This window comes from Sporosarcina sp. OR05 (assembly GCF_041414805.1).
In the GTDB taxonomy this organism is placed as follows: Bacteria; Bacillota; Bacilli; order Bacillales_A; family Planococcaceae; genus Sporosarcina; species Sporosarcina saromensis.
Genome location: NZ_JANKJL010000002.1, coordinates 35,715 through 60,661 on the forward strand (window position 1 = coordinate 35,715; position 24,947 = coordinate 60,661).

At 41.6% G+C, this 24,947-nt stretch carries 25 protein-coding genes; 13 read left to right on the forward strand and 12 right to left on the reverse strand.

All coding sequences use genetic code 11. The annotated features are described in order from the left end of the window. Positions 1-264 precede the first annotated feature (264 nt). The 5 genes from NRI27_RS04420 (at position 265) to nhaC (ending at position 4,670) form a co-directional block, all read left to right on the forward strand. A complete protein-coding gene (locus NRI27_RS04420; protein ID WP_371389716.1) occupies positions 265-609 on the forward strand; it encodes a hypothetical protein in 345 nt (114 codons plus the stop codon). Positions 610-665: 56 nt separating this feature from the next. Continuing rightward, a complete protein-coding gene (locus NRI27_RS04425) occupies positions 666-1,289 on the forward strand; it encodes a putative zinc-binding metallopeptidase (RefSeq protein WP_371389717.1) in 624 nt (207 codons plus the stop codon). Positions 1,290-1,440: 151 nt separating this feature from the next. Next, on the forward strand, positions 1,441-2,484 hold the full coding sequence (locus NRI27_RS04430) for an aminoglycoside phosphotransferase/kinase family protein (RefSeq protein ID WP_371389718.1): 1,044 nt from the start codon (positions 1,441-1,443) through the stop codon (positions 2,482-2,484). Positions 2,485-2,755: 271 nt separating this feature from the next. Then, a complete protein-coding gene (locus tag NRI27_RS04435; protein WP_317941924.1) occupies positions 2,756-2,917 on the forward strand; it encodes a hypothetical protein in 162 nt (53 codons plus the stop codon). 373 nt (positions 2,918-3,290) lie between these two features. Further along, positions 3,291-4,670: a Na+/H+ antiporter NhaC gene (gene nhaC / locus NRI27_RS04440; protein WP_371389719.1), complete on the forward strand. Its 1,380-nt coding sequence runs from the start codon at positions 3,291-3,293 to the stop codon at positions 4,668-4,670. Positions 4,671-4,998: 328 nt separating this feature from the next. Here nhaC and NRI27_RS04445 read toward each other — a convergent pair whose 3' ends face one another. From NRI27_RS04445 to NRI27_RS04465, 5 genes are all read right to left on the reverse strand, one after another. Beyond that, positions 4,999-5,526: an isoprenylcysteine carboxyl methyltransferase family protein gene (locus NRI27_RS04445; protein ID WP_371389720.1), complete on the reverse strand. Its 528-nt coding sequence runs from the start codon at positions 5,524-5,526 to the stop codon at positions 4,999-5,001. 15 nt (positions 5,527-5,541) lie between these two features. Then, positions 5,542-6,621: a type III polyketide synthase gene (locus tag NRI27_RS04450; protein ID WP_371389721.1), complete on the reverse strand. Its 1,080-nt coding sequence runs from the start codon at positions 6,619-6,621 to the stop codon at positions 5,542-5,544. Between the two features lie 199 nt (positions 6,622-6,820). Next, positions 6,821-7,273, reverse strand: a complete 453-nt coding sequence (locus NRI27_RS04455; protein WP_317941920.1) for a YaiI/YqxD family protein — start codon at positions 7,271-7,273, stop codon at positions 6,821-6,823. 226 nt (positions 7,274-7,499) lie between these two features. Further along, the gene (locus NRI27_RS04460; RefSeq protein ID WP_371389722.1) at positions 7,500-8,528 is read right to left on the reverse strand and encodes a DUF4097 family beta strand repeat-containing protein; all 1,029 of its coding nucleotides are present in this window, start codon (positions 8,526-8,528) and stop codon (positions 7,500-7,502) included. Beyond that, a complete protein-coding gene (locus NRI27_RS04465) occupies positions 8,521-8,844 on the reverse strand; it encodes a PadR family transcriptional regulator (protein WP_371389723.1) in 324 nt (107 codons plus the stop codon). The genes NRI27_RS04460 and NRI27_RS04465 overlap by 8 nt, the downstream gene beginning before the upstream one ends. A 167-nt stretch (positions 8,845-9,011) precedes the next feature. On the opposite strand from NRI27_RS04465, the gene NRI27_RS04470 reads away from it, so the two are divergent. The 3 genes from NRI27_RS04470 to NRI27_RS04480 all read left to right on the forward strand — a co-directional run bounded on the left by NRI27_RS04470 (position 9,012) and on the right by NRI27_RS04480 (position 11,074). Continuing rightward, complete coding sequence (locus NRI27_RS04470) at positions 9,012-9,458, forward strand: hypothetical protein (RefSeq protein WP_371389724.1); 447 nt, start codon at positions 9,012-9,014, stop codon at positions 9,456-9,458. A gap of 13 nt (positions 9,459-9,471) precedes the next feature. After that, a complete protein-coding gene (locus tag NRI27_RS04475) occupies positions 9,472-9,627 on the forward strand; it encodes a hypothetical protein (RefSeq protein WP_371389726.1) in 156 nt (51 codons plus the stop codon). A gap of 70 nt (positions 9,628-9,697) precedes the next feature. Next, the gene (locus NRI27_RS04480; RefSeq protein ID WP_371389727.1) at positions 9,698-11,074 is read left to right on the forward strand and encodes a leucyl aminopeptidase family protein; all 1,377 of its coding nucleotides are present in this window, start codon (positions 9,698-9,700) and stop codon (positions 11,072-11,074) included. A 43-nt stretch (positions 11,075-11,117) separates the two neighbouring features. On the opposite strand, the gene NRI27_RS04485 is transcribed toward NRI27_RS04480, so the two are convergent. The 3 genes from NRI27_RS04485 to NRI27_RS04495 form a co-directional block, all read right to left on the reverse strand. Continuing rightward, positions 11,118-12,017 carry a TRM11 family SAM-dependent methyltransferase gene (locus NRI27_RS04485; protein ID WP_371390049.1) on the reverse strand — a complete coding sequence of 300 codons (900 nt, stop codon included), beginning with the start codon at positions 12,015-12,017 and terminating at the stop codon, positions 11,118-11,120. 53 nt (positions 12,018-12,070) lie between these two features. After that, positions 12,071-12,634, reverse strand: coding sequence for a branched-chain amino acid aminotransferase (locus tag NRI27_RS04490; RefSeq protein ID WP_371389728.1), 564 nt, complete (start codon positions 12,632-12,634; stop codon positions 12,071-12,073). Between the two features lie 74 nt (positions 12,635-12,708). Beyond that, a complete protein-coding gene (locus NRI27_RS04495) occupies positions 12,709-13,614 on the reverse strand; it encodes a cation diffusion facilitator family transporter (protein ID WP_371389729.1) in 906 nt (301 codons plus the stop codon). 1,223 nt (positions 13,615-14,837) lie between these two features. Between NRI27_RS04495 and argH the strand changes: the two genes are divergently transcribed. Then, the gene (argH, locus tag NRI27_RS04500) at positions 14,838-16,166 is read left to right on the forward strand and encodes an argininosuccinate lyase (RefSeq protein WP_371389730.1); all 1,329 of its coding nucleotides are present in this window, start codon (positions 14,838-14,840) and stop codon (positions 16,164-16,166) included. 61 nt (positions 16,167-16,227) lie between these two features. On the opposite strand, the gene NRI27_RS04505 is transcribed toward argH, so the two are convergent. From NRI27_RS04505 to NRI27_RS04520, 4 genes are all read right to left on the reverse strand, one after another. Next, positions 16,228-17,784, reverse strand: coding sequence for a YndJ family protein (locus tag NRI27_RS04505; RefSeq protein WP_371389731.1), 1,557 nt, complete (start codon positions 17,782-17,784; stop codon positions 16,228-16,230). Next, positions 17,777-18,385 carry a DUF4166 domain-containing protein gene (locus NRI27_RS04510; protein ID WP_371389732.1) on the reverse strand — a complete coding sequence of 203 codons (609 nt, stop codon included), beginning with the start codon at positions 18,383-18,385 and terminating at the stop codon, positions 17,777-17,779. Before NRI27_RS04510 ends, NRI27_RS04505 begins: the two co-directional genes overlap by 8 nt. Before the next feature lie 7 nt (positions 18,386-18,392). Further along, entirely contained in the window at positions 18,393-19,301 is a 909-nt protein-coding gene (locus NRI27_RS04515; protein ID WP_371389733.1) for a DoxX-like family protein, read from the reverse strand. Between the two features lie 285 nt (positions 19,302-19,586). Continuing rightward, positions 19,587-20,366 carry an enoyl-ACP reductase FabI gene (locus tag NRI27_RS04520; RefSeq protein ID WP_317941911.1) on the reverse strand — a complete coding sequence of 260 codons (780 nt, stop codon included), beginning with the start codon at positions 20,364-20,366 and terminating at the stop codon, positions 19,587-19,589. Positions 20,367-20,565: 199 nt separating this feature from the next. Here NRI27_RS04520 and argC point away from each other — a divergent pair, with 199 nt between their 5' ends. From argC to NRI27_RS04540, 4 genes are all read left to right on the forward strand, one after another. Further along, the gene (argC, locus tag NRI27_RS04525; protein WP_371389734.1) at positions 20,566-21,600 is read left to right on the forward strand and encodes an N-acetyl-gamma-glutamyl-phosphate reductase; all 1,035 of its coding nucleotides are present in this window, start codon (positions 20,566-20,568) and stop codon (positions 21,598-21,600) included. Positions 21,601-21,687: 87 nt separating this feature from the next. Beyond that, positions 21,688-22,914, forward strand: coding sequence for a bifunctional ornithine acetyltransferase/N-acetylglutamate synthase (argJ, locus tag NRI27_RS04530; protein ID WP_371389735.1), 1,227 nt, complete (start codon positions 21,688-21,690; stop codon positions 22,912-22,914). Continuing rightward, on the forward strand, positions 22,877-23,656 hold the full coding sequence (argB, locus tag NRI27_RS04535; RefSeq protein ID WP_371389736.1) for an acetylglutamate kinase: 780 nt from the start codon (positions 22,877-22,879) through the stop codon (positions 23,654-23,656). The genes argJ and argB overlap by 38 nt, the downstream gene beginning before the upstream one ends. Then, the gene (locus tag NRI27_RS04540; RefSeq protein WP_371389737.1) at positions 23,653-24,798 is read left to right on the forward strand and encodes an acetylornithine transaminase; all 1,146 of its coding nucleotides are present in this window, start codon (positions 23,653-23,655) and stop codon (positions 24,796-24,798) included. The genes argB and NRI27_RS04540 overlap by 4 nt, the downstream gene beginning before the upstream one ends. Positions 24,799-24,947 lie beyond the last annotated feature (149 nt).

Genomic DNA, 24,947 nt, shown 5'->3' on the forward strand with positions numbered 1-24,947 from the left:
TTGGCCTTTTCAATAGTATTACATCTCCATTTGGACCTAAAATATAAAGCTGAAGAATAAAGAATGAGGAATTTGTCAACTTAATAGTGTTGGCCTTATTGTGTAAAAGATTTTGTCTGAATAATTGCGAAAAGTTTGATATTATAAAACTAATACATCAGGTGTAATTTTTTATAATATATGGAAGAAGAATTAGGCAGTGTACTCTTTTAGATTGTAAAGAACACGACACCTATCAATGTAATTGAACGAGGGGGAAAGGATATGTTCAAAAGAAAAATCGCAGCGATGGTAGCGGCGTTTGGAATTTTACTCGCTGGATGTGTGGAGGATGAAAAGCCAGCAGTAGACTCGGAAGAGAAAGAGAGTGCAGTTGTGGACGGTCAAGCAGATGCAAAAGTCGATGATCATTATTGGTCAATGTCGATTGAATCAGAGATCTGTCAAACAGTTGGCGAGTGCCGTGATCTAGGGGACACATATGGAGATGAACATTTTATTAGTTTTTATGGTTTCCTGAAAACTACCAATCACATGTCCTATTTGAAAGTGAATACAAGTGATGATCCTTCTAAATTTCGGCGCGTAACACAGAAGACGAAAAAATAATTAGCGCTCGCTATGAATTAGTAGACAACGCATTTGTTAGAACACAGGGTGAAGAAGTGAGTATTTTTAAGAACCTAGTTGAGCTTGTGAGTGTGTTGTTCGATCGAGACAAAGCTAATATTCAAATGATTGTGTTCCAGGAGGATGTGTACCCACATGTTGATATATATGAAAGGAAATTGGTGTTACCTTCAAATATGATCACACAAACGTTGCAAGCAGATATGATCAGAATTCTCATGCATGAATTTGGCCATATGCTGACATGGAATGAAACGGATTTCGTCAAATCGGATAACTGTGCTGCAGATCGCTATCATTCCATTCCATTCAAAGAGTGTTATAACGATGACAGTTATATGACCCTATTTTATGAAGCTTTTTGGAAGGATTATGACGAGCAATGGCTGCAAACTGGTTACGGGACTATTGAAGAAAGACTTGCTTTTTATGAAGAACAAAAAGATTCTTTCGTGTCAACGTATGCTACGGTACATCCTTATGAAGATATAGCAGAAACTTTTTCTCATTTTATGTTAACGCCATACAATGATAATCCACAAACTGTACCAGAAAGAAAAGTGAATTTCTTCTACCAGTTTCCTGAACTTGTAGCACATCGCGCATTCGTACTGAAGGAATTGAAAGATCGAAAAGACGAGATGTTATCTTTTTACTGAGGCGAGCAAGTGGCATGGGTTTAATATTTTTAAAATTGGTTGACGGCTCTACTTTTTAACTGGTTGGCGATAAAACGTATTGTAAATATCGAATATGAATCAATCGTGCCTTTCTAAAGAAACTCAGCTATGACTCAAGGGGGAGAGTTCTATGACCATCGGATTGGAAATTATAAAAGAAGTATTGTCTCTTTATAACATTAAAGGACAAGTGACTACTGTTTATGATTTTATTCATTATCGTGATGAGAACGAATTAAAAATAATATCTAAAGTGGATTTTACCGATAGAGATTCGCTCGTAATAAAATTCGTAAGGGAAGATAAACATCCTTCCCATATTATTGAATCTCAAAGTGCCTTTTCTGAATACTTGAGAAGTCAAGGGATTTCGACGCCAAGAAGATATTTGAGCGAAGATAAGTACTGTATTCAATATAAACTGGATTATATGTATGTAGATATTACCGTTGAGGATTACATAGGTGAGGAAATACGAACTCTTGACGCTCATCTTGCCATGAAAGTAGGGGAATTGATGGGGAAAATACATACACTTTCAGAGAATGGAAACTGTCTAATTGGACAAAGTACGATATTCGATTTACTTGGATATAACGAAGTCAGTGGGTACAATACGTTTTGCGAGCTAAGTGAAACCCACAACATAGATGTGACAATGTACCAGAAAATAAAAGAGCTCTATCATAAGAGGCTAGAAAAAATTAGGGTACATTGGAACACGTTACCGAGGTTTGCAACACAAGGTGACATTTCCATTAATAATTTGACGTACGTAGGCGACACCATTGGTATTTTTGACTATAACATTGCAGGTGATGAAACGCTTGTTGGTGACATGGTACTAGAGGGATTGTTACTAGCATATGAAATGGATTTATCTTTTGGATTAACAGATAACGATCGAGCTAGTCTTTTTCAGCATTTTATTCAGGGATATCTTACTGAAAGACCTTTAACAGTGGACGAAAAAAATGTGTTAAGTGACATTTATTCAATTGCATTTGCTTTTTGGTTTACGAAGATAAAATACGATGAACATTCATTGGAAAAGTTAATAGAGCGTAATGAGAAAGAAAAAGTGGGAAGGCTATTACATGAAATCTACACTAGTTTAGTGAGAAATGATTTTGATGAACAATGCGAGTTGAATTGGAAAGTGCTAGGCTCGTAAGAATGAATGTATAAAACTTCTAACTTATATGGAGTTAGCGATTTTTACAGTTTTTGGCGTTGTGTGAATTTGAAATTAATTAAGATGAATTATAATTATTGTTAATGTTTGCGGGCAATTCAAATAGTGTATAAGTTCTTCAACTTCTGTTATACGATTAGGTAGCATATTTTCAAAGTACTAGCATTTAAATAGGACAACATTGTCTTTTTTAAGAAGTGAATGGGTAGTCAACCGTAAGTAAAGTTCTGGAAGTATTGGAGGTGAAGTGGTGAGTATTTGGTTTTATATAACAATCATAACAGGTTTTTCTCTTATTTATTATGGTTATGATAAAAAGAAAAGCTACGAATTAAAAGGAAAACAAATAGAGTTGGAGCAAAAGAAGTTAGAATTAGAGATGAAAAAGCTTGAAAAGGAAAGGGAATTATAAATTTTCTAAGCTCAATGTCAATCTAATTGTTACATCAAATGTTATAGCCACTCAACACAGACTATTGACTTCTATCACAGACATGGTAGTATATCAAACATACATGAACAATCCAGTAAGCATTTCTTAATATAAAAATGGAGAGTTGACCTAGTAATCTTGTTGTGGGCAGCAAACAGAGACTGAATGGACAGTGGAAATTCAGGCAGCAACAAAGGTGAAGTACATCAACAGCTTTTCTCCAATTGCAATGAAGTGGATGATAGGTGTGCCTATCGTCAACTAGGGTGGTATCGCGGAGAACTCCTTCGTCCCTTTTTTAGGGATGGAAGGGGTTTTTTATGTTCAAAATACAATTGGGGAGGAATCCATGATGTTTCAAATTAAAGCGATCCATTCGCCTTCAGTAGTAGCATCCGCACTACTTACTTTTAGTATTGTCGTATTGATGAGTACAAGTATCATTATTTTCGAATCTGTCCCGCATATACCAATTTTGTTTTCAATCTTGTTGTTATTGGGATACGGATTCTTTAAAAAGATTCCTTTTAAAGATTTGGAAAAAGGTTTGGTGGAAGGTGCCGGAGCAGGGATGAGTGCAGTGTTTTTGTTCTTCTTTATCGGCATTCTCATTAGTAGTTGGATGATGAGCGGTACGATTCCGACATTGATTTATGCAGGATTTCATCTCATTACACCTGCTTTCTTTTTCGCCATCGTCTTCGTCGTCACGTCGATCGTCGGGATTTCCATCGGTAGTTCATTGACAACCGTTGCGACAATTGGCGTAGCTTTCATTGGTATGGCTGATGTGCTGGAACTGTCTTTGCCATTAGCTGCAGGTGCGATTGTGTCCGGTGCTTTCTTTGGGGATAAAATGTCTCCATTGTCGGATACGACCAACTTAGCATCATCGATTGTTGGCGTCGATTTGTTTACGCATATCCGCAATATGGGATGGACGACGATTCCAGCGTTTCTGTTGTCGCTACTGTTGTTTGGCATTCTTTCGCCTTCCGTTAGTGGAGGAGAGTTTAACAAAATTACGCTCTTTCAAGAAACGCTCCTCAAAACGGAGCTCGTTCATTGGTATACGATTATTCCGCTTTTCGTGTTATTTGCATTGAGCATGAAGAAGGTACCTGCACTTGTTACACTGGCAATTAGTTCTGCTGTTGCGATTGGGCTTTCCTATTTCCATCACCAGTATGGTGTATCGGAAGTGATGGGCATTTTATTTAAAGGATTTGTTTCTTCGACAGGAGTGGAAGAAGTGGATGTCTTGTTGTCACGCGGTGGAATGAACAGCATGATGTTCACGGTCGGTTTAGTATTATTGGCATTAAGTATGGGCGGATTGTTGTTCACGCTTGGCATTGTACAACGTTTATTGGCAACAATTGAAGCACTTTTGAAGAAAGTGTCATCCGTTATATTGGCGTCTGCATTGACCGCGATCAGCATTAACTTTTTGATTGGCGAACAGTATTTATCAATATTATTGACGGGGCAAGCGTTTAGAAAGCCGTATGAAAAAGTTGGACTTGCGAATAAAAACTTGAGCCGTGTTATGGAGGATGCGGGAACTGTGGTGAATCCACTCGTTCCGTGGAGTGTATGTGGGATTTTCATCGCAGATGTGCTAGGTGTATCGCCACTTGCTTATTTACCGTTTGCGTTTTTCTGTTTGCTGTCGCCGATTTTGACGATTGGCTATGGATATGTTGGGAAGACGTTGACACGGGTTGATTGATGAATGAGATTATGCGGCGATTTTTAGCGTTATGCTGTGTTCAGTAGGGGAATGCGGCGTTCTTCGGAATAATGCCGCGTTTTGCTTGGATATGCTGCATTCTTCTGAAGTATGCGGCGTTTGGAGAACTTATGAGCCGTTTGATTGCTTGTACCGCGGGAAAGTGTATTTGCTGGATAAATTTGTTGCGTTAAAAATGGTTTTGACAAACTAAAGGTTTTTTTAAAAAAGAATCTATTCCTTGCGCCAATCCAGGAGTTTGAGCGCTTTTCCAAGATGGGCAAATATAATGAAAGGCTGAGACATTTTTTGTCTCAGCCTTTATGCGTTAATCAATCGAAAATTCTTCACGATAATTTGTAGCATCTTTTAGTGCTTTCTCTTCTGCCGGTATACGGACGGACATCATCCATACGTTAAGGATTGTGAAGAGAATTGCTGTGAAATAAGCGCTGAACAGTAATGGCAAGACGAGTAATTCAGTTGCGACGATGACATAGTTCGGGTGCCGAATCCATTTGTAAGGCCCTTTTCGTACAACTGTGGCATTAGGTAGGACAATGATTTTTGTGTTCCAATATTTTCCTAGTGAAGTGAGGCACCAGATTCGCAATAGTTGTGTAAGAAGGAAGATCGATAAGAGCAAGCCCCAAATCGGTGATAGCGGGCGGTTAAAGATGTAGATTTCGATGAGCAATGAGAGAAAGAAACAGACGTGCATGGCAACCATGAAAGGGTAATGCTGAGCACCTGCTTCAAATGCGCCTTGGCGCTTCATCCATCTTTCATTCCGTTTTGCGATGAATAATTCGACAATGCGTTGAAGGATGACAACAGAAAGTACGATTGGAATCATCAAGTTGAAGTCACCTCAATCCCACTGGATGAGGAGTAATTCTCCACAAAATCCTGGTCCTAATGCAGCGACGATGCCATATTCACCAGCTTGGGGCGTCAATGCCATGAATTGTTGAAGGACATACAAGACAGTTGGTGAGGACATATTGCCGTTATTCCGGAGTACATCACGCGAAATTTCCGTCATGGATGCATCGAATCCTAAAGCCTGTTCATAGGCAGCCAACACTTTCTTTCCTCCTGGATGAGCGACAAAGTGCGCAATGTCATCTTTCGTCAAACCGTGAGTAGACAGGAATTCATGTACAAATGGTCCTAACCACTCTGTAATGATTGAAGGAATGCTTTTTGAAAATACGACGTGTAGACCATTATTTTTAACATCCCAACCCATCACATCTTCTGAATTGGGCATTAGTTTTGATGTAGTTGCGACGATTGTAGGAACAGCACCAGCGACGGCAATTTCAGATTGATCACCAGCGATGAGTGCGCATGCGACGCCGTCAGAAAATAATGAGACACCGACGAGATTGCTCTTTGAATAATCGTCTTTTTGGAACGTTAAACTGCATAACTCAACCGCCAAGACGAGTACATTTTCTTTCGGAAATGCTTTGCAATATTCAAATGCGCGACTTAAACCGGCAGCGCCTCCAGCGCAACCCAATCCCCATAACGGGATCCGTTTAACGTCGTCCCGAAAAGGAAGTTCATTCATAATGCGTGCATCGATACTTGGCGTGGAAATGCCTGTGCTGGAAACAAAGATGATGGCATCAATTTCAGAAGGAGAAACATCTGTCTGTAAAAAGTCCGATTGTTGCAGGCAAGATTGAATGGCTTTAATGCCTAAATGCGTTGCATGGTGAATATACAAATCGTTGCGTTCTTCAAAATCGTGTTCTTGTCCATACCATTCCAACGGCATACAAACATCTCGTTTTTCGATATCACCGTTTTGAAATACTTTTAATAGACGCTCAATGTCTTTAAACCTGTTGCTAAAAAGGGAGCGGGTCAGTTCAACAGCTTCTTGCTGTTTTACTTCATAGGGAGGGAGAACGGTACTGACGGATAGGATTTTTGGCATTTTGTAACCTCCGGAACGTTTATCATTCTTTAACCTCGTAAGCTTGTACATAAACATTGGAAAGCCTGTTGCTAAATTTGAATCAAATTCTCTTTTTAATCGCAATCTCAAACAATACTTAGTAGTTGGAGAAGGAAAGACATGCCTCATTATATGAAAGGATTTTGGCAAATATGAAAGCCCACCAGTAAAGGAGGGCTCATTGTTTCTGGGATAATAAAAATTGACATAATTCCCGCAAACTATTGATGAATTTCTCATTGCTTTCTTTTGATCGTTTTTTAGGTCCTTTTAGGCGACCACCGGCCATCCTGATTTTTTGGGCGGTATGTCTTGCTAATAGGAGTTGATCAATATTGTCATTCGTATAGCGTCTTCCGTTTTGATCGATCGGATGACCTTGTTTCGCTAAAACCATTGCCGCTAGCCCATAATCCTGCGTGACGACAATATCGCCTTTGTTCACTTTGTTCACTAATACAAAGTCGACTGCATCCGCGCCTTTTGAAACGATGACTGTATCGGCCCCGTCCCGATGCATTTCATGGGCTGTGTCACAAATAAGGGTACAAGGCATCTTGAATTTCTTGGCAATGGAAATCGTTTCATTCACAACAGGACAGCCATCAGCATCTACAAAAATCGTTACCATGACAGAACCCCTTTTCCGTATGAAGTAGATAAGTGCTCGTAAAAAATAGGAAGGATTAATGTCTCACTATATCATATTCACCGGAAAATTATTAATTCTAACCTAAGGAGAAAGCTCTTTCTCATACAGAGAGTGGAGTTGAGAGGGGCATATGTTGAGGTAACAATCATGAAAGGGCAGGAGTTGTGACCAACTCTGCCCCTTTAACCAATTCCTATTTCATCTACTACCGAACCGTAATTCTCCCGTTACCTGACTTCAAACGGATTGTATATTGTTGAGCACCAAAATCAGTCCGTGAATTTCTTTCTCCGTAAATATCGATTCTCCCATGCCCTGTTTTAGCTAAAATCGAAGCATTTGTCGGGCGGCATGTAGAATTTATTTCAATGCTGCCATTATCCGTTTTAAAATCTATGTTCCGATCAATCGTTTCCGTATCCAAAGTAATGCGTCCATTGTCGGTTGTTGCTACAAGCTCACCGTCCACTTGTGACATCTCAATTCGTCCATTATCTGACTCAGCATGAATAGTATCCGCTTCGACATGATTCATGAGTATCCGTCCATTGTCTGTTTTTGTCTTTAGTTGGTCTGACTGTACTCTTGTCAGTTCAATTCGCCCATTATCCGTCTCAGCTTCAAGGGAAGAAGCTGCAAGTTCCGTTAAACAAATGCGACCGTTATCCGTGTTCGCTTGGATTCGTTTGCTAATCATTTTTTCAGCTTGAATTCGCCCGTTGTCCGACTTCATGGAAATAGATTGATAGAGCTTTTTGGGGATAAACACGTTTAGATTCACCGCTTTCATATTAAAATTGAAAAAGAATAGCCAGTGTCCCTTGTTCTTAAGTTTAATGGTTAATGTATCATGTATTACGTCTGCAATTAGTTCAAGTTTTTCCGTTGCACCACTTAGTTCTATTGTGGTTTCATTCGTATCGGAAGGGGATAGAAAAAGAGCGCCGTGTTGAACATCGATCTCTACTTTTGTAAAGTTGTTGTCCGAAATTTTCAACACTTTACTAGTTACTTCTGTTTTCTTGTTGTCAGCCTTAAATGGATAGGTTTCTACTAGTTCTGATGCGATTTTTCCAGGTGAGCCAAGGGAATTAGCGATTTCCTGCTCAGATTTTCCATCCTCGCGGCCATCCGCAAAATATTCACGAATATCATTCAAAATATCTCTTTTTTCATCCTCAGGAAGCCTGCTCAAGGCTAGTTCAAGTTCTTGAATAAATTGGTTTTCAGTCATGTGTAACACTCTCCTCAATTAATGTATTGACACCTTCTGTAAAACTCCGCCATTCTTGAAGTTGTTCTTGGAGATATTCCCTTCCACTATCCGTAAGTTTGTAATATTTTCGGGGTGGGCCTTCTGTTGACTCTTGTAAGTAAGTTGTGAAATAGCCTTCTTTCGTCAAGCGGCGCAATAAGGGATAAACAGATCCTTCAGAGATGGAAATCTGATCCGATATCTTTTGAACCAGTTCATAACCGTATCGATCTTGTTTATCTAAAAGAACGAGCACGCATAAATTCAAAACGCCTTTTTTAAATTGAATGTTCATACGTTCACTCCTTTCTGGTACTGTTTAATAAACACTACCGTGTTAATTAATGTACTGGTTAAGAGTAATATATCATGTAGTATTGTTTAATGCAAGGTACTATAAAAATATTGAAACTTTCCCTAATATTGATGCGTATAAAAAGAGAGTTACTGGAGGTGTTTCGTATGTTTGGTAGGAAAAAGAAGCAGAAAGACAAATCGGATCAGCGGCTTTTTAGTGTAGGGATTGTTTGGATCGAAGATTTGACAGATGAACAATACTCAGATTGGTCTGATGAACTAATGGATGTAGCGGATAATGTAGGATCGACGAGTTCGATTGTTCATAATGAATGGGATCAAGAACAGCTAAATATTTTAGGAGAGCGATTCCTAAATGTGGATCAGTCTAAAACTTTTTTCATGATAAATGAAATTGATTATGAAGCGATTAATATTGAAATTAAAGCGCTCGAGCAAAAGCATAAATGGAAAAAGTTCTTTAATACCATTCCATTGTTTGACTACATAGATGCAGAAGATCGGGCTGTATTTAATGCTGCAAAAATACTTTTGTGTACAAATGATATAGCTGAGGCAAAAGCATTTTTACAGGAACAAGCAACTTTGTGAAGGAGGAAAAATAATGGAAAGCGAATATTTTGTCGGTTGGGGTACGTTGGCACTCATTAATGCGGGTATCGCGCAAGGGAAGAATAGAAGTGGATTGAATTGGTTTTTGTTGTCATTACTCCTGGGCCCTTTTGCAACGTTCTGTCTAGTCATTGCAGAAAAAAGATAATTCTTTCATTTTGACATTGTTATGGTAAACTATTTCTAGTATCGAAATAGATAAGTAGGGGGAAACGAGTATGACAGAAGTGAAAGTGATTTGTGCGAGCAATGAATTGATTGCTGGAAATGAGCCTTTAAAGAAATTTGTCGACCAACAAAAAGGGGCGCATTGTTCTGTTTTGGTCAATGAAACGCAGTACGTTGTCGTGAAAGTTGCAAAAGAAGCGGATATCGAAAAAGTACGTGCAACAGCAGGAAACATTGCACGTGATCTTGCGAGTCAAAAAGTGGAGAAAGCAGTTGTACTAGAGGGAACGTTGGAAACAGCTTTCGAACACCTTACAAAAGAAACAGTATACACGGCATTTGCAGAAGGTTGGGATCTTGGTTCATACCAATTCCTTACGTATAAATCAAAAGAAGAGTCATTCCAAACTACACTAGAAGTAGAAGGGAAGGACGTCCAATCTGCTGTCGAACTCGGAAAAATCCGTGCCGCTGCTACTGCGTTTTCCCGCGACTTGATGAATGAAGTGTCTGATGTGTTAAATCCTGAAACGTATCCTGATGTTCTGAAAAAACAATATGCAGACACAGGAATCGAAGTGACGGTGTATCGAAAAAAGGAAATTGAAGAGATGGGCATGAACGGCGTGTTGACTGTTTGTCGCGGTAGTAAATACAGCCCTTCATTCGTAGAAATGAAGTATGTCGGAGATACGTCAAAACCATTAGTGGCGCTTGTCGGGAAAGGAGTCACATTCGATACGGGCGGCATCAGCTTGAAGAGTGGGAAAGATTTAAGTGACATGCGTATGGATATGGGCGGTTCGGCTGCGGTAGCTGGTGCAATGCAGTTGTTAGCAAAAACGGAAGCGAAAGTGAATGTCGTTGCACTCATCCCGATGGTTGAAAATACGCCGGACAACACATCCGTATTTCCTGGTGAAGTAATTACGTACAAAAACGGTACGACAGTACAAGTCGGAAATACCGATGCAGAAGGTCGTCTCATCTTGGCGGATGCCCTCATTCGTGCAGGTGAGTTGAATGCAGAATACATCGTGGACATCGCGACACTTACGGGTGCAGTCGTCAATGCGTTAGGAACGGAAATCGGTGGTGTATTTGGCGATGAAGAGCAGGCATTCATCCTGAAAAAAGTCGGAGATGAAAACGGTGATTTCGTATGGCCAATGCCGTTAGTCGAAGCGTATGACAAATCATTGGCGAGTGACTATGCAGACATGAACAACATCAGTTCATTGAGCTATGGCGGTTCAATCACAGCTGCTCTATTCCTTCGTCGATTTGTTCCAAAAGACAGTAAATGGCTTCACGTAGACATGGCCGGCATGATGAGCAAATCAAGTAATTCTGGTTACTATGCTAAATCCGCAACAGGGTATGGAGCACGTTTGCTCGCTGACTATGCTGTGAAGATTTCGGAGTGAAGAAAAGCGTGCTTCCCAATTTGTGGGAGCACGCTTTAGTAATTCATATACAAACAAGAATTTGCCTCTCAAACGTTCCTTTCTTGGCAACGCACCGATCGACAATTTGGAAACCGGCTTCCTCGATCATATCGTCCATCGGTTCAATGGTGGCGACGACGAGTTTTGACGTAATGCGTCGGGCATTCTTTAAAATATCCAATTGTCCTTCAGCAGTAATATGGGTAAACAAATTATACGGCATGTCAATAATTGCAGCATCATATGTAGTTGTCACTTCAGCGATAGGACCTTTAACGACTTCACCAGCCAAACCGAAATGGGCAAGATTTTTGCGGGAACCAAGGCAGACAAGTGGATTAATATCTCTCCCAACCATATCAATCCCCATTGAACGTGCTTCGACTAACACCGTACCAATTCCACAACACGGGTCAATCGCACGGACCCCTTCAGGATGAGGAACTGCAATATTAGCCAACGCGCGAGCGACGCGTGTACTTAAAGCAGTCGAATACATATGCGGTTTTTGCATATGGTATCGCCAAATCGGTTCACTGACTTGAAGGATGCCGAAATACCAACGTCCATCGAGAGAGAGAATGCCAAAATTGACTGCCGGATTGTCTAAATCTGCTTCTCCCTCAATTTTTTCACCGATTTCTCGTTCCATCGCTCTTCGTTCTGGATGATGAATTTTAGCCGTGTCATTCAATGCGATGTCATTCATACAAGTGACTTTAAATGTCGAGTGACTGACGAACCCTTCAGCTTGTGCAAGTAAATCTGCCCAATCGTGTGCTGTCCACACTATTTCCAATCGCTCCTTCATAAAAGGGCTGCGGCTAGGGTCAATGGCTACTTTGCTAATCAAGGCATTTGATGGACTGTCGTACCCGAAGAACGACCGCATTTCCAAACGGCAAAGATCGTGTTCATCCATTTGCCGGATATACGTGTAGGCATACTCACGTTGATGTGTTTCAAATGCCTGCTTCAATTTGTCGCCTCAAGTGCTGCGAGCATGTTGAAAATGAAGCGATAAGCGAGATCAACCGCATCTTTTATTGGTAAATCTTTGTGGAATCCTTCAAGTGCATCAAGCGGTATGTTAATGTCCCATAGACCGTCCTGATCCGAGAACATCGCACTATACGTTTTTAGACCGACGTTCGTTTCCAAATGCTCCTTAATGAAAGCTCCCCATTTCTTCTGAAGCTTTAATCCGAATAATACTGTAATGGTTTGAAAGACATCGTCCATTTCAATTGCCATCGCATCGACACCGATTGTAGTAAATGCTTCTGACTCGACATAGACAAATTGATCAATGTTAACACCGAAATAGGATACCGGCTCATTCATGAATGAGGGCGCCTTTTCTTCAAGCATTTCTTCTGTCTCTTTTAAGCATAACTCGATGGCGGAGAAATCCCATTGTTTTGGTTGGACCAACTGATTAGCTGACAGCAGACCATTTCTTTCGGCATATTCTTTTTCAATTGAAAATAGCGCAATTGGTTGTTGCTCTATCGTATGTGCAAGTTTTTCTTTTAGCATGTGTGACACTCCTTTTCATTCAACAGTATACCTCATTTGTGCGTATGAAGTTTCGTTCTGCACAGTATGAAGAATTAATTTTCATCTGGATACCATGGATTCAGATGGATGAGCACTTCATCCACATCAGCATGGGCTTCAATAATCATATTACGAATTTTACTCGATACGTCGTGACCTTGTTGGATGGTCAACGTCCCAGGAATACCAATCCGTAAATCGACGAGCACATAATGGCCGTGTTCTCGAGCACGAAGTCGATCAATTCGCTTCACTTCAGGCACCGTGCGAATCAATGCGGCAAACTCCTGCAAACGCGCTTCAGGTACATTTTTCTCCATTAATACATCCATTGCCTCGATCCCCATTCCATAAGCTAAACGGAGCACGAGAATGGAAACAATCACACCGGCAAATGGATCCCCGTATGAAAGAAAAGGAATGGCATATGCATCCCCGATCAAAGCCAACCCGATTCCGACAACAGCCGCAAGCGATGCATACACATCTGCAAGGTGATCATAAGCAGTCGCAATCAACCCCTTACTATTTGCTTTCTTACCGACGCGCATCGTATACACATAGAGAACCTGTTTCCAGACAAGGGAAACAATTGCCGTAATTAACGCAATAACACTCGCTTTTGCGGGCTCCTCAAAAAATGTTTTGACCGCTTCAAAACCAATATAAATGGCAGCGATCCCTAAAATAATTGCAACAAGTCCCGATCCAATCACTTCAGCTTTTCCGTGTCCATATGGATGGTCTTCATCAGCCGGTCTTTGTGAGAATCGCATCGAGGTCAAGGCTGCAGCGGAAGCGACAACATCTCCCGCGTTATGAAAGCCGTCAGCAAGCAAAACGGGACTATTAAAGAGAACCCCTACAAGAATTTTAACGACAGTCAACACGATGTTACTCATTAAACTGATCCAAATGGCAAAAATGGAAGCGATGGAATGTGAATGCTTATTTGTCATTGTACAACCTCCTGTTGAAAGTTTTCCTAGAGGAAAGAAAAACCCCTGACAACGTTCTGTCAAGGGATGAATGGAAAAATTAGATTAGTGGCGTCTTTTATTGTCAGTATCATTCTGATCACTCATTTATCGGTTAGTCTTACAAGCATATCACTATGTAACTAACCGAGCAACAATTTGACAAAGCGAAATGCTATTGATTGTTTTTTTTAGGATGATTGAGTTACAGGAAAGTATGGTGTGCGTCACTAAAAGTAGTTTAAAGACACTTTAGAGTGAAAAATACTTGCTGTCGCGTCATTATAAGAGGTTTAATGAAACGTTAGAGTGAAAAATGTTTGCTGACGCGTCGATAAAAACGTTTTATGACACGTTGACGAGGAAAAAGGTTGTTAGCGCGTCATGAAAAGCGGTTTAACACCCCTGTCTAAGTAAAAAACTGTACATTGGTATTTTAATTGTAAGAGATGAGTTCTAAATGCCCGTCAGTGCTACAAAACGTGATTGACGGTCAAATAGAAGCGTTCTAAATGCCCGCCAGTGCTACAAAACGCAAGCCTCGGTCAAATAGAAGAGTTCTAAATGCCCGTCAGTGCTACAAAACGTGAGTAACGGTCAAATAGAAGTGATCTAAATGCCCGTCAGTGCTACAAAACGTGAGTAACGGTCAAATAGAAGCGTTCTAAGTGCCCGTCAGTGCTACAAAACGTGAGTAACGGTCAAATAGAAGAGTTCTAAATGCCCGTCAGTGCTACAAAACGTGAGTAACGGTCAAATAGAAGTGATCTAAATGCCCGCTAGCACTACAAAACTCAAACCTCGGTCAAATAGAAGTGATCTAAATGCCCGTCAGTGCTACAAAACGTGAGTAACGGTCAAATAGAAGTATTCTAAATGCCTGCAAGTGCTACAAAACGTGAACAACGGTAAGTTAGAAATATATTTTTCCCGTTAATGGAGAATTATCAATGTTATCTTGTACATGGAGGCAGCGAAAAGTCCCTTTTAACAAAAAGCAGCTTATGAACGACAACGCTCTAGGACTGCGCAAGCAGATAACCAAAAGACCAAGAGTTTGAAGGATGTAACCAGGATTTCGAAACAAACATATCAAAGCTAATAATGTATACTTAAGTGAAAACAATCGCGTCATTGCAATCCATACATCAAATCATTATAATACAATAAAGTGAATAAAAATACATACGAGAGGTTGATTATAGATGAAGCTTTGGGGAGGACGTTTTTCTAGTCGTGCGGATGAAATAATGGAACAGTTCAATACATCTTTGCCTGTAGATTATCGACTATACAAAGAGGATATTGCGGGTAGCCTTGCTCACGTTACGATGTTGGTTCATTGTGACTTACTAACACCGGAGGAAGGGGATCTGTTAGTACAAGGTCTTGAATCCATTTTACAAGATATTGAATCGGGTGCGCTCGTCATCGAAGGGGATTACGAAGATATCCATTCATTTGTTGAAATGCATTTGACCGAAAGAATTGGTGAAACCGGTAAGAAATTGCATACAGCACGGAGCAGGAATGACCAAGTCGCTGTCGATATGCGCCTTTATGCAAAAAATAAAGCAGTCGACGTGATGAATGGCTTACAAACGTTAATTGATTCGTTACATGAAAAAGGAAAAACGAACAATGTCATTATGCCGGGCTACACACATTTACAACGTGCGCAAGTTGTGACATTCGGCCATCATTTAGGTGCTTATGAGCAAATGTTCAAGCGGGATAAAAAACGTGTTAGCAACGCACTTGAACTATTGGATGAAAACCCGTTAGGCTGTGGTGCGTTAGCTGGGACGACACATGCAATCGACCGGAACGTTACGACTGAACTGTTGCGTTTTGCAAAGCCGGTTGATAATTTCTTGGACGGTGTCAGTGATCGGGATTACATGCTTGAGCTGATGTCTGATTTCTCCATCATCATGATGCATTTAAGCCGTTTAAGTGAAGAATTGATTTTGTGGAGTAGCCAAGAATTCAAGTTCATCACAATGGCGGATGCTTATTCAACAGGAAGCAGTATTATGCCACAGAAGAAAAATCCCGATGCGGCCGAGTTAATAAGAGGGAAGACAGGTCGCGTATACGGCTCATTATTCGCTTTATTAACAACCTTAAAAGGGTTGCCGTTAACGTATAACAAAGACATGCAGGAAGACAAAGAACAATTTTTCGATGCGTTGGATACCGTCTTGGATTGCATGGAAATTATGTCGAAGATGATTGACACGTTGACGGTCAATGAAGAGAACATGAAAGCGGCGATTAAAGCCGGATTCCTGAATGCAACGGAAGTGGCGGATTACTTAGTGAGCAAAGGGACTGCATTCCGCGATGCCCATGAAATTGTAGGGAAAATCATCATTTATTGTGAAAAAGAAAAGAAAGCGATTGAAGAGTTGACTGTAGAAGAACTTGCTCAATTCAGCCCGCATATTGCAGATGATATTTACGCCTATATTGACTACGAAAGCATTTTGACAAAAGGAAATAAAGGCTTGATGAAGGAAATTGGTGAATAAATCACTCGAAAAATGAAAAAACCCGCGTGAGACCAAGACAATCTTGGCTACACGCGGGTTTTCACTTTTTCTGTATCGTGTATTCAATCGTCAAGAATGGAAGGGAAAACAACCACATTTTGTGTGTCGCAACCAATTGCCCCTCCTTACCTTCTTTCACAATGAAGTCTTCTTCAATAGGCAGTTTGCTGTACTCGCCCCATTTGGATGAAAGGTAAATACCAGCATCGGATGCCACATCTGATTTCTTACTCGTGAGCTGCAAATGTTCACCAACTGCACAGACTTCTAAAATGCCTGTCATTGTTGAGAAGGGGAGGGGTAATGCAATATTCATAAAAACTTGACCGTCACTCTTTTCGTGATAGGAGTAAATTGCAATGAAAGTCAGTTCATCCTCAATCTTCCGTATCCATGCGCGGGGGCTGATGCGGCCGTCCATTTCATCCACAGATACAATTGCCCCAGTCATCTCGATTTCATTTGCATGAAGGGGTAAATTGATTTGCTCCGTTTTTCGGCTAATGAATGAATAGATAAAAGCAAACGGTTTGAACCACTTTTTCCATCGAACGGTTGCAAATAGACGATAGTCCGTCGTGTTTTCATAGAAATCGGCTATAGTAGGGGCAATGTCTACGTTGTAAATATCCATTGCATCTACAAGGCCACGTTGTTCCCCGGCCACGGCAAGTTTCGTCACCGATTGTTTGCCTCTAATACGACTAACTGAAAATGAGGGTCTGTGGACGTTGGAATGTGGAATGGTCAAAGACCACCCGATAATACCTAGCAGTGCAAAGACAATGCAATTCAAAACACCATGAAATCGGAGCATAAAGTCGATCGTAATCGATGTGAGTCCGAAGCCATTGCCAAGCACATAGAGAAGCGAAAAAATGATTGTGACGCCTAAAGAAGTGAACGACGTGACGAGTAGCCATTTTTGCATACGGCTTGTATAACGTGCACGCCATGCAATTCCAATCATCCCCGCTAACCCGACGATGTATAAAAGGACTGCAAACAATTCAATCCATCTCGAAAAAGTGATGCCGATTGCCACAATCATAGGAGCAACGAGCAATAACGTACTAAAAAATCGGTACGAACGGGGCTTATACAATCTGCCTACCAAACCGATGAAAATGGGCAATAGAAAAGCGGAATAGTGAAAATGAATACCGGTTAACCAAGTGATTAGTGGTGTAAAACCTGTATCTATTCCAGCAATATAGGCGAAATACCAGCCTCCTCCTAAAGCGATATACATCATACCGAGGTCAATCGCGAATTCTTCACAATTCGAAAAACCCCTATTCAAAAATCGTGTCAATCCATACAAAGCGATACAAACGGTAAATGCAAAATAGATGAAAGCGAATAGTGCCGGAAATGTTGGTGTTGTTGTTTGTAAAATCGCGATTGACACATAGGCAGGGATGCTAAAGAAAGAATAGTATTTGGAAAACCAATCTGACTTGTTCATGACCATCTTCAACGCAATCGGCACATAGACAAGTTGAGCAACTGTTAATAAGAGATAGGGCCAAGGATCTTTTGAAAGGAATGCGATAACGATGAATAAAAAGCTATGAAAGAAAGCGAATTTACGCATGTTGAACAAACTCCCCTTCATACGAAAATAGATTGCCAATCAAAGGATTCCGAACAGTTACAGCAATGCGATACACTTCCAGTTCATCGTCATAGCTTTCGGTCACTGTCGCCAAACCTTGCAACAATCGAGGAAGTGGAATTTCAATCTTTCCGAGTACGAGTCGTTGTTGCAAAGACTCAATCGTGAGCGCGCCATCATCTTTTACAGTAAACGCCAAGTCTGCATACAGCAATGCAGGTTCCCCGAGATAATCTTTAATGATCCCACGTTTCCCATCCAAACTCATTAATGCATTGAAATATCGATGCGTAGAACCAAAATGAAAAACCCGTTCCCAATGAATTTGCGCCTCTCCATTTGCGCCGAATCGCGCATTGTTTGTAATCGTAAAAGGGATGTTCTCTCCACGTTCAGGAAATAACAGTTTCCAGCCGACTCCTAACTTGAAAAGAGGATATAGCCATTTCTGCCCACCTGTAATGGCTGTCATAGTACCCTTTCCGTGAAAAGGGGTATCCGGTTCAATGTGATAACGCTTTTGCAGCATAGGATGCAGTTTAGTGAAGTCATCACCTAAAACATGTTTGTAGATAGACATTGTCGAATCACCTTTTTCTTTTGCAACTTTTAGCGGTTGGAACATCACCACTACTAAAATAGCCGATGAGTGATAGGGTTAGTAAAGCCACATTGAATGTTACAGGATTGAATGGATGAACTGCAGTCTCAGGAACAGCTCCAATCGCGGCAATTGTCAACAATGGAAAAATCGCAAGCTGTAACGCAAATAAGTGCTTTTTCTTTCGATAGAACAGCCAAAGTAATCCGAAGAGCACTTCGGCAATCCCAATGCCAAACACAATTGACAAAGTTTGCGCCGGACTAGTGGAAAACGCGCTTGCCACCATCGCCATTTCTTCAGGATGTTTGGCGAGTATTTTGGGGATGAGTCCTTGGTACATCCATACAAATGCAAACAATAGGGCGAGACCATATGAGTAAAAAAATCGTATGTATTGCGAGCGAGGAGCCTCCCCCTGTTCAAGCCATCTTTTTAAGACATCAAAACTTAACGCAGTAGCCCAGCCCATCATTGGCTTGAAAATGCAACGATCGACGATTTTTCCGAATGACGAGAAATTCGGTTCATAATCATACTGTGTTAAAAACTTCACGCCCCCTTGAATCGGCACATACTTCCAGTATCCTCTCCCTTCTCGGATAGGGGAAAACCATTGGTCAGTCCCAAAATGAAGAGCGGATGACCGTGAGCCATTTGAATTGTTAGTAGCCCCCGAACTCTTCCCCCAGCCTTTTACCGTAAGAAAAGGAGCAACTCGTCGCTCATAAGTGAAAGCTTGCGGTTCATCAGCTTTTTTCGGCAAATACGTAATGGACGAAAACCGAACATCCCATTTTGCATGCAAGTCAGGTTCTTGCGTCGCTTGCCACACATCATCCATTGTTGCCTGAATGTCAATTTCCACGTAAATCGGCTTACTTTTCAATGTCATCACCTCACTAGTAGGACGATTTTGACTTGTGGAAGTTACAAAATTGGATAGTTTTAATTAAAAATATAAAATAATCAGTTCTGCATTGCGCACCAATTTCTCTATCAATCAAATTTGCCTTTCTATCAATCACTTGACACGTTCTATCGCTCAGTTTGACGGTTCTATCAATCACTTTCACAATTCTAACGAACATTTTAGTGCTTTGGGTTCACTCGGTATACGCCTAATTACTACAATTTTTTAACCCATCAAAAAAAGAAGCCCCCAACGGCTTCTTTTTCTTTATCCCATAATATGATAACCTGCGTCGACGTAGATGACTTCGCCCGTTACGCCACTGGACAGGTCGCTTAGCATAGCAATTGACATTTTCGCAACTTCTTCATTTGTAATATTGCGTTTTAATGGAGCTTTTTCTTCAATTTGACCTAGGATCGTGTTGAAGGAAGGCACACCTTTTGCAGAAAGCGTACGGACAGCGCCGGCAGAAATTGCATTTACGCGGATTGCGTCTTTTCCTAAGTCGTTTGCTAAGTAGCGCATAGATGCCTCAAGTGCAGCTTTTGCCACACCCATGACGTTGTATCCGTCAAGAACGCGCTCAGCTCCTAAATAACTCATCGTAATGATGGATCCGCCGTCGGTCATGTATTTACGAGCTTCCCGTGCAGTTGCTACTAGTGAGTAAGCACTTGAATCTTGTGCAAATGCATAACCACTTCTTGTTGTTTCAACGAAATCGTTGTGAAGGTCTTCTGCATGCGCGAAAGCGACAGAGTGGACGAGTCCGTGGATCGTTCCGAGTTGTTCACCAATTGTAGCGAATGCTTGTTGGATGCTTTCATCTTCATTGACATCACATTGGACAATCATTTTTGCTGCTAGTCCATTGCTATCTAATGCTTTTTCAAGTTTTGCAAGAGAGCGTTCTTTACGGTACGTGAAAATGACGTTTGCACCAACTTCAAACAGTGATTTAGCGACGCCCCATGCGATGCTTCGTTCGTTCGCTACACCCATGACTACAATATTTTTCCCTTTTAACTTCAATAAGTCTTCCATAATAGCCTCCTCAATCGGTAAAAAACCTATCACCTTATATTAGTACCAGATAATAAATTCAGTATACCATATTCGCTTGCGTTACAAAACTATGAAAGGATTAATTCACAAATAAAAAATCTATAAACTTATAAAAATACAGTTGACTTTATAAATATGCATACGTATACTAGGTCTAACGATAAAAGGGGTGGCCGTTATGAAGATTGGAATCGTTGGTGCTTCTGGGTATGGTGGGCTCGAACTAATCCGTTTGCTACATCAGCATCCGGAAGTCGAACAAATTGATTTATTCACTTCGTCGGAAGAAGGGTCTATGTTCTCAGCGAAATTTCCTCATACGTTAACATTGTATGACCGTGCACTAAAAGGAATTAATGAAGATTCGTTAAGTAGTTGTAATGTCGTTTTTGCAAGTACCCCTGCTGGCGTGACAAGTGAGTTACTGCCTCCACTCATCAGTGAGGAACGGCGGCTCATCGATTTGTCCGGTGATTTTCGATTAAAGGACCCAGCTGTCTATAAGCACTGGTACAAGAAAGAGCCTGCGCCGATCGAAGTGATTGAACAAGCGACATATGGATTAACGGAGTGGAACAGGGATGCAATCCGACAAGCTCGTCTCCTCGCAAATCCGGGTTGTTACCCGACTGCGGTGCTCCTTTCTTTATTGCCACTTATTAAAGAACGGTTAATTGACCCAACACAATTGGTGATTGATGCGAAAAGTGGTGTGTCGGGTGCAGGGAATACACCGAGCCAAATGACGCATTTTAGTGAGACGAATGAAAATCTTTCAATCTATAAGATTCATGCACATCAGCATATCCCGGAAATTGAGCAAGCGATTGAGCAGTTTGCGAATGCATCAATTGCCGTGACATTTACAACACACTTAGTGCCGATGACGCGTGGAATTATGACAACGAGTTATGCACCCGTTTATGAAGGGATTACGGAAGAGGATCTGCTGAATTGTTTACAGGAGACGTATCAATCAAGCCCGTTTGTCAGAGTGATGCAAGATGCCACGAAATTCTGTACGAAACAAGTTTATGGATCGAACTTCTGTGATATTCACGTGAAATTGGACCGACGGACGAATCGGGCGACAATTATTTCAGTCATTGATAATGTCGTGAAAGGTGCTGCTGGGCAAGCAATCCAAAACATGAATATACAGATGGAATTGGATGAAACAACCGGTCTCACGCATGTACCTTTATTCATTTAATGAAGCACCTGAAGATTTTTAAAGAAGAATCATGTGATTGAAGAAGTTCCGTATTGAAGTGACACGAACATAGAGGGAGGAAATTGTATGGCAGTAGCAGTTCAACAACTAAAGCGCGTTGCTGGGAAAAATATTGTAACGCCAAAAGGGTTTAAAGCAGTTGGCATCCATTGTGGATTAAAACATAAGAAATACGACTTGGCGGTGTTAGTAAGTGAAGTGCCTGCAAGTGTGGCAGGGGTATTTACGACGAATGCGATGCAAGCTGCCCCTCTCATCGTGACAAAAGAAGTGGTCCAACAACAGAAGCAAATGCAAGCTGTGATTGTCAATTCTGGCAATGCCAATGCATGCACAGGTAAGCAAGGCATGTTGGATGCATTGCTGATGCAAGAGAAGACCGCTGAGAAGTTCGGGATCTCCTCTTCGTTAGTCGGTGTTGCTTCAACAGGTGTCATCGGGGAAAAAATAAACATGGAACCTGTCCTAGCGGGAATTGAGAAATTGAATCCGGTCGATAGTCTTGAAGGCTCCATCCAATTTTCACAAGCCATTTTAACGACGGATACGGTGACGAAAAACACTGCGTACCGAACCGAAGTGGACGGGAAAGAAGTAATTGTGGCAGGAACGGCAAAAGGCTCAGGCATGATCGAGCCAAATATGGCAACAATGCTCGGGTTCATTACGACGGATGCAGCAATTGAATCCAACCATTTACAAGATGCATTAAAAGCCATAACCGACGTTACGTTTAATGCAATTACTGTCGATGGAGATACGTCGACGAACGATATGGTACTTGTGCTTGCAAACGGAAAGGCGGGCAATGAACCGTTACACCCTGATCATCCGGATTGGGAAGCGTTCATCCAAGCACTGCATACAGTTTCCCAAGATCTCGCGAAGATGATTGCGAAAGACGGGGAAGGGGCAACAAAACTGATCGAAGTGGAAGTGTCAGGTGCGGTAACAGCTAGTGAAGCAAGAAAAATTGCTAAAACGGTCGTCGGCTCACCGCTCGTTAAAACCGCTGTATTCGGATGCGATGCCAACTGGGGGCGTGTCATTGCTGCAATCGGTTATAGCGGTGCAGCGGTTAATCCAAATACAATTACAATAAAAATTGGGGAGCATGTTGTCGTAACAAATGGTGAACCTGTCGTATTTTCAGAAGAACTTGTCATGCTTTACTTAAAGCAGCCAGAAGTGAAAATACATGTCGAGTTAAATAATGGAAACGGTAAAGGAATCGCATGGGGGTGTGATTTGACTTATGACTACGTCCAAATCAACGCATCATATCGCTCGTAAACGGATTGTCATTAAGTTAGGTGGAAGTATGTTAGAAGGATTATGTACGACGTTTTTTGAGCAATTCCATCAGCTTCAACAGGATGGTTTTGATGTGGTTATCGTCCATGGAGGTGGCCCATCAATTAACGCTGCGCTAGCAAATGCCGGAATAGAAAGCAAAATTGACAATGGATTACGGGTGACTTGTGAAAAATCGAGCGACGTCATTAAGCACGTGTTAATTAGCGATGTGAATACAGCACTTGTCTTTCAGTTAAACAAGGAGGGCATTCCAGCAATCGGACTGAGTGGTTTTGATGGGAAGTTGCTGACATGTTCATTGTTGGATGAGGCAAGATATGGCCTTGTCGGCAAAATTGAAAAAGTGAATGCACATTTACTCGATACGCTTCTTAAAGCAGGCATATTGCCAGTTGTTTCGTGCATCGGTGCATCTGCTGAAGGAAAAGCGCTGAACATTAATGCTGATACAGTCGCCAGTGAAGTTGCACTTGCGATTGGGGCAAAAAGTTTAATGCTCGTCACTGATACGCCTGGAATTCATGTCGGGAATGCTAAACAACATGCCGCAACACCTTCACTACTTGCAAAATGGATCACGGAAGAAGCAATTTATGGTGGCATGATTCCGAAGGTGGAAGCCGCGCTTACATGCCTAGAAGCAGGTATTCCTGCGGTGCATATTGTTGACCAGCAACTTGAAGGAACTGTCATTGAAATTGAGGAGGTGTTCAGTTGAGTACGTTGTTCAACAACTATGCAAGACGACCCATTCATCTTGTGAAGGGAAAAGGTACGTATGTATACGATGCGAATGGAAAAGAGTACCTTGACTTTACAAGCGGGATTGCGGTCGTCAGTTTAGGGCATGCGCACCCGTCAATCGTGCAGGCACTTACGAAACAGAGCGAGAAGCTTTGGCATACGTCAAACTTATTTGAAAGCCCTGAACAGGAAAAATTGGCACATTCACTCGTGCAACACACGCCTTTTTCAAAAGCGTTCTTTTGTAACAGTGGAGCAGAGGCGAATGAAGCAGCCATTAAACTGGCACGGAAACATACAGGCAAGCACGCCATCATCACGTTTGAACAATCATTTCACGGACGCACATTCGGGGCCATGGCCGCAACTGGTCAAGAAAAGGTGAAGCAAGGCTTTGGTCCGATGCTTGAAACGTTTATAACCATCCCATTCAATGACTGTACTGCATTAGAACAAGCGATTGATGAAGATGTAGCTGCAATTATGTTGGAAGTGATTCAAGGGGAAGGCGGCGTGCATACAATTACTCCGCAGTTTGCATCCACGATTCAAAGGCTGTGTCAGGAGAAGGGAATACTCTGCATTGTTGACGAAGTACAAACCGGAATCGGAAGGACGGGAACACGCTATGTGTATGAGCAAATCGGTTTGCAACCGGATATCCTTACGCTTGCGAAAGGATTAGGAGGCGGTTTTCCGATTGGCGCGATGCTTGGAAGTGCGCAGTTAGCTGAAGCATTCGGACCGGGTACACACGGTACGACATTCGGTGGCAATCCGTTGGCTGTAGCTGTCGCGCAAACGGTCGTTGATCATGTGTTTGACGAATCGTTTTTAAAGGAAGTGCAGCAAAAAGCAGCATACATGAAACAGAAGCTGACAGCCGTTTTGCCAGCAGAGCGATTCAGTGTACGCGGGAAAGGGTTATTAGTCGGCATTGCATGTACGGAAGATGTCGCACCTTTTATCCAACAGGCTGAACAGAATGGATTACTACTCGTTCCAGCGGGTCAGGACGTTATCCGTTTGCTACCGCCACTAACTGTGACGAATGAAGAGATTGACGTAGCGATCGAACGGCTAACGGCCATTTTGCTTGAACCAAGTTTGAAGTAATGACTATATTGAATTAAGGTGCTTCGGTGAAACACTATTCAACAAACAAGAACATAAAGGTACATACAAGGCGGATCTCACGGACTGGGGGGATCCGTTTTTGTATGGGGAAGAGTGTTCTGAATACTACTAAATTTAACGTGCATCAT